This is a genomic window from Archangium sp., from assembly GCF_036389735.1.
In the GTDB taxonomy this organism is placed as follows: Bacteria; Myxococcota; Myxococcia; order Myxococcales; family Myxococcaceae; genus Archangium.
Map to the genome: position 1 here is coordinate 1 of NZ_DASVWK010000499.1, position 5639 is coordinate 5639.

General features: G+C 67.7%; 5 protein-coding genes. 2 read left to right on the plus strand and 3 right to left on the minus strand.

Features of this window, described 5'->3' with window-relative positions:
* Nucleotides 1-103: 103 nt before the first annotated feature.
* Complete coding sequence (locus VF794_RS17480; RefSeq protein ID WP_331111842.1) at nucleotides 104-1867, plus strand: HEAT repeat domain-containing protein; 1764 nt, start codon at nucleotides 104-106, stop codon at nucleotides 1865-1867.
* A 4-nt stretch (nucleotides 1868-1871) separates the two neighbouring features.
* On the plus strand, nucleotides 1872-3185 hold the full coding sequence (locus VF794_RS17485; RefSeq protein ID WP_331111844.1) for an HD-GYP domain-containing protein: 1314 nt from the start codon (nucleotides 1872-1874) through the stop codon (nucleotides 3183-3185).
* Between the two features lie 7 nt (nucleotides 3186-3192).
* Here the strand turns inward: VF794_RS17485 and VF794_RS17490 are convergent, their stop codons facing one another.
* The 3 genes from VF794_RS17490 to VF794_RS17500 all read right to left on the minus strand — a co-directional run.
* Nucleotides 3193-4140, minus strand: a complete 948-nt coding sequence (locus VF794_RS17490; RefSeq protein ID WP_331111846.1) for an RluA family pseudouridine synthase — start codon at nucleotides 4138-4140, stop codon at nucleotides 3193-3195.
* Nucleotides 4134-4397, minus strand: a complete 264-nt coding sequence (locus VF794_RS17495; protein WP_267536573.1) for a hypothetical protein — start codon at nucleotides 4395-4397, stop codon at nucleotides 4134-4136. Before VF794_RS17495 ends, VF794_RS17490 begins: the two co-directional genes overlap by 7 nt.
* Before the next feature lie 84 nt (nucleotides 4398-4481).
* Nucleotides 4482-5639: helix-turn-helix domain-containing protein (locus VF794_RS17500; protein ID WP_331111850.1), on the minus strand; the 1158-nt coding region annotated here is incomplete at its 5' end.

Sequence of the window (5639 nt, forward strand, 5' to 3'; positions counted from 1 at the left end):
TCCTAGCACGGCCCCGAAACCCCGCCATTTCCGGGGTGTACCCTTCCCGACAGGTCCAGCAACCGCGCAAGCCGGGAAGAATCGGGCTAGACTGGACTGCCAAATGGCCCAGGCACAGACCGCCAGCACCGCCGCCCAGGAACCCGCGACGGATCCCTCCGTCCAGGAGAAGGTGGAGGCCGCGCGGAACTTCACCTTCCATCTGCTCAAGGGCATCAAGCAGATCGGCATGTACCGCCACAACGAGGCGAAGTTCCCCGAGTTCCTCACCCGAGCCCAGGAGTCCCTCGCGGCGTACACGGACAAGCACGGCGTGCTGTCGCTGAAGGTGGAGCAGCAGAACTTCATGCTGCACGGCGAGCCGATCTTCTCCGAGGACACGCCGCTGCCCTACAAGTTCTTCCGGGACGGCATCCGCCAGATCATCTTCCGGCCGGGCCTCACCGTGGACGAGCTGGTGGCCTTCACGATGATCGCCCTGTCCGAGCCCGAGCGCGGCGCGGAGGACGTGCTGGCCCAGCTGTGGCGGGCCTCGCTGGAGCACCTCGAGTACGTGGTCGTCGAGGGCTTCAAGATGGACGAGGTCTCCGAGGAGGAGGTCGAGGTCGAGGTCGACAAGGTGGTCGGCTACCTCTACTCGCGCCTCAAGACGGGCTCGGACGACTTCCTGCGCTTCGCGCGCGTGAGCGCGGAGGACCTGGAGTCGCAGCTGGACGGCGTGGAGCAGATGCGCGGCCTGGTGGTGGCCGGCAACTACGCCTCGGACGACCTGAAGGCCCGCCTCCAGCGGGAGATCTCCGAGGAGGAGGGCTCGCGGCTCTTCCCCAAGCTGGTGAGCGCCATCTTCCAGGTGATCGAAGGCGGCGTGGACGACCTGCCGCTGCTCGAGGAGGTCTTCGTCCAGCTCCTGGACGCCATGCTGATCCAGGACGACTACGCCATCATCAACCAGATCGTCCTCAAGCTGCGGGCCATGGCGCAGCGCGAGTCCGGCGGCAGCATCCGCCAGTTGCTCGACACCTTCGTGCAGAAGATGGGCGAGGAGCAGCGCGTGATGCGGCTGGCCGAGATGCTCAAGACGACGCGCCCGAAGAACCCGGTGGACATCACCCGCTACCTCCAGGCGCTGGACGGCTCCACCGTCCCCTCCATGCTCAACGCGCTGGAGACGATCGAGCTCCCCGAGAACCGCGTGTTGATGTGCGACGCGCTGGCCAACTTCGCCAAGGAGGGGCCGGAGCTCTTCGTGCGGCGGCTGGAGTCGGAGCGGCCGCAGACCGTGCGCGACATGGTCTACATCCTGGAGAAGAGCAACCACCCGGACCGGGTGAAGATGTTCGGCCTGGTGCTGCTCAACAAGAACCTCGCGGTGAAGCTGGAGGTGATGAACATCATCGCCCGCGGCCGCTCCCCCGAGGCGCGCAAGCTCATCACCGAGGCGCTCAACGACAGCGTGGGGCAGGTGCGCATGCTGGCGGCGCGGTTGCTGCCGGAGTTCGACCGCGACAAGGCCTACGTGGAGCTGGTGCGGCTCATCCGGGATCCAGCCTTCGAGAAGAAGAGCTACGAGGAGCGCACGGCCGTCTTCACCGCGCTCGGCTCCACGGCGCTGTCGGGGGCCCTGTCGCTGATGCTCCAGATGCTGTCGGTCAAGCCGACGATGCTCAACAAGAAGAAGGTGCTGGAGGACAAGCTGCTGGCCATCGCCGGGCTGGCGGGCGCGTGCTCCATCCAGGCGTACAAGGCCCTGCAGGGCGTGGTGGAGGACAAGACGCAGCCGGTGGAGGTCCTCACCGCGGCGCGCAAGGCCATGTACCAGACGAAGAAGATCCTGTTCGGCGACACCGCGACCACCGAGGAGGCGTGAAGCCATGGCGGACAATGTGAAGGTCACCGGGGAGCAGGGCGAGAGCGTCGGCGAGTTCGGCCGCGGCTACTCGGAGAAGCTCCAGACGCTGGCACGCGGGCTCGTGTCCGGCCTCTACATGCTCATCCGCTCGGTGAAGATGTACGACCCGGAGAACGCGGTCTTCGAGAAGCCGCTGCTCCAGCTCCAGGGCATCGTCAACCAGATCATCTCCAAGGAAGGCCGGCTGGAGCTGGTGGGCGTCAAGGACTCCTTCTACCTCAACAACATGCTGGTGAAGGTGGACCTGAACTCCATCGACAACCAGCGCTACCTGCTGGGGGAGATGCGGGCCAAGGACGTGGGCGGCATCTCGCTCAACAAGCCCGTCACGGTGCCGGACCTGAAGAACTTCGTCTGGATCTTCAGCAAGGAGCAGTCGGCCTCGTCCGAGGAGGATGGGCTGGCGGGCCGCAAGCTGCTCAACATGAAGGTCGCGAAGTTCTCCCGCCTGCGCGAGAAGCTCAACCGGGACGATCTGCAGAACCCGGACGAGCAGAAGGTGGACCGCAAGAAGTACGCGATGACGGTGTACGCGCGCGCGGTGTTCTTCCTGGCGCGCTACCTGGACTCGGTGCGGGCGGGCAAGCCGCTGAGCACGGCCAAGGCGCTGCGGCTGGTGCAGGACTTCGTGGACATCTCCTTCGACCAGAAGTCGCATTTCCTGGGGATGACCACGATGAAGCGCGAGGCGGACTACCTCGTGTACCACCAGGTGAACGTGTGCCTGATGAGCATCGTGTTCGGGCAGGAGCTGGGGCTGACGAAGGCACAGCTGCGAGACCTGGGCTACATCGCGCTCTTCCACGACGCGGGCATGGTGACCATTCCCGAGGGCCTGTCCACCAAGCGTGGGGCGCTGAGCACGGAGGAGAAGGCGCTCATCCAGAAGGCGCCGCTCATCTCGGTGCGCAACATCCTGATGGAGAAGGGCTTCTCGCGCTCGACGCTGTTGCGCGTGGTGACGACGTTCGAGCACAAGGCGGACTTCGGCACGGCGGTGCGCGACGGGCGCGGCAACATCCAGATGATCATCCCGAAGACGAACCTCGGGGCGTACGCGAAGATCATCGCCATCTGCGACGCCTACGACGCGCTGACGTCCAAGCGCCCCTACCGGGATGCCTACGGCCCCGAGGTGGCGCTGATGCTGATGTGGACGGAGATGCGCCACAAGTTCGACCCGGAGCTGCTCCAGGTCTTCATGCGGGTGATGGCCATCCAGCCGGTGAAGGTCCTCAGCCGGCGCCAGCAGACGATGTCGCTGGGCGGCCTCTAGGCCCCCCCTACCGGCCGCGCAGCACCTTCAGCGCGGCCGTGAAGTCCGGAGGCAGGGGCGCCTCCACGCTCAGCACCTTCCCCGTGCGCGGGTGCGGGAAGGCCAGCTTCCACGCGTGCAGCGCCTGGCGGCCCAGCACCTCCTGCGCCTCGGGCGCACTCCCCTTCGCCTTCCTGCCCGCGCCGTACAGGCCGTCACACAGCAGCGGATGGCTGGCCTCGGACAGGTGCGCGCGGATCTGATGCGTGCGGCCGGTGAGCAGATCCACCTCCACCAGCGCGGCGCCGTCGAAGGACTCGAGCACGCGGTACACGGTGATGGCGGGCTTGCCCTCCTTCACCTTGCCGGTGAAGCGCTGGCGGTTCACGGGGTGGCGACCGTAGAGCGTCTCGATGCGGGCCTCGGCGGCCTTGGGCACCCCGTGCACCAGCGCCAGGTACGTCTTCTCCACGCCGCGCGACTTGAAGGCCTTCTGCAGCGCCACCAGGGCCTTCTCGTGCTTGGCCACCACGAGGCATCCGGTGGTGTCCTTGTCCAGCCGATGGACGATGCCCGGGCGCAGCTCGCCGCCCACCCCGGCCAGATCCTTCACCCGGTGCAGCAGCGCGTTGACCAGCGTCCCCGAGGCGTGACCCGCTCCCGGGTGCACCACCATCCCCGCCGCCTTGTCCACCACGACGAGGTCCTTGTCCTCGTGGAGCACGGAGATCGGCAGCTCCTCGGCCACCGGCAGCGCCGGGACGGGAGCGGGAACGTGGAGGGAGAGCAGCTCGCCACCCTTCAGGCGCTGGGCGGCTTTCGCCGACCTGCCATCGACCTGGGCGTGACCGGCCTCGATGAGGCCCTGGATGCGCGAGCGCGTGAGATCCGGAAAGGCGCGCGAGAGGTATTGATCCAGCCGCTCGCCCCGAGCCTCGGGCGGGGCACGGTGCTCTCGTGCGTCGGGGGCTACCAAATCTTCGATTTCACGTGCGCCTTGGAGCGCAGGACGATGTCGTTGATGGCCCGCTCGAAGAAATTCATCCGCTGGAAGATCTCCTGGCTGACGCGGCTCTTGTAGAGCTCACGACCCTCCTCGAGCTCCTCCTTGAGGACCTCGAAGAGGTTGTCCTGCTCGATGCCCTTGATGATCTTCTGCTCGTTGTAGAGCGAGATGTCCGAGGCAATCGCGCGGGCCAACCGCATGGCCTTGATCTTTTCTTCTTCAGTCATCCCGCACCTTTCTAAGCACCCCCTCCCGGGGTGTCAACTTCGCTGACACGCGAAGTGCACCCCCTGTGGACGCCGCCGGACGACTCAGCGGCGTTTCTTCTCGCCTTCCGAGACGAGCGCCATGTAGCTGCGCGAGACGCGGAGCGGATCCAACCCCAGCTCGCGCGCGATGCTCATCAACATGCCGCGCAGGTACACGGTCGCGGGAAGGCTGTCGTAGCGGTCGGCCTCGATGGTCTCCACGTGGCGGGAGGAGATGCGCGTGCGGTCCGCGAGCATCTGGAGCGTCAGGTTGCGGCCCTCGCGGATGCGGCGCAGCAGCTCCCCGTTGAACTCGGCATCGGAGGGGACGTCGACGACGGTCTTGAGCCGGGTGCGCGAGTCGCGCGCGATCACCGCCACCTGGGCGAGCGCCGACTCGGCGGTGGCGATGGCCGCGGCCTGGGCCATCACGGGCGCCTCGCCCAGCTGCTGCCCGGCGAGCGGGCGGGAAGGAACCCTCCCCTTCTCCTGTGCCGAGGGCGGAAGCGCGGAGGGAGTGGCCGCGGCGGAGCGCACGGGAGCCCGCAGGGCGCTGCGCGCGGGCAGCGGGGGCGGCACGGTCGTGCCGGGGCGCGACACCAGGGGGATGGACCGGAAGTGGGCCGCCGGCCGCATGACTCCGGGCGTAACGGGTGCCGGGGTGGCACTCGCGGCCGGCTTCGCGGCCACGGGAGGCACCGGCACGGCGGGCTCGACTGGAGCAGCGGGCTCGACCGGGGCGGCGGCAACGGGCGTGGGCTCGGCGGGCATGGGCTCTTCCACCGACTCCACCTCGGTCACCACCTCCACCGCCTCGACCTTCGCCTCCGCCGCGACGGGCTGGGCCTGGACCTCCGGCGGCTTCGCCTCGACAGCCGGTGGCTCGGTGCTGCCCTCGGCCGCGCGCTTGAGGGACTCCGCCCGCAGGCGCGCCAGCTCCTCCTCCGACCGCTTCACGCCAATGGAGCGATCGTACTCGAGGCGCTTGTCCAGCTCGGACAGCGTCTCCATCGCCAGGGTCAGCCGCTGGCGGAGGAGATCCAGCATCCCCGGATCCGCCAGGGAGTACACGGCGATGGAGTCGGGTGCGTACGTCTCCATGGCGCGCGCGTAGGCGTCGAGGATCTGCTCCTCCGTCGCGGAGACCTGGACTTCCAGGAGCTCGTAGTAGGACTGCTGTTCGAAGTGCGTCATGGCGGCCATTACCCCGTCACCCCATCG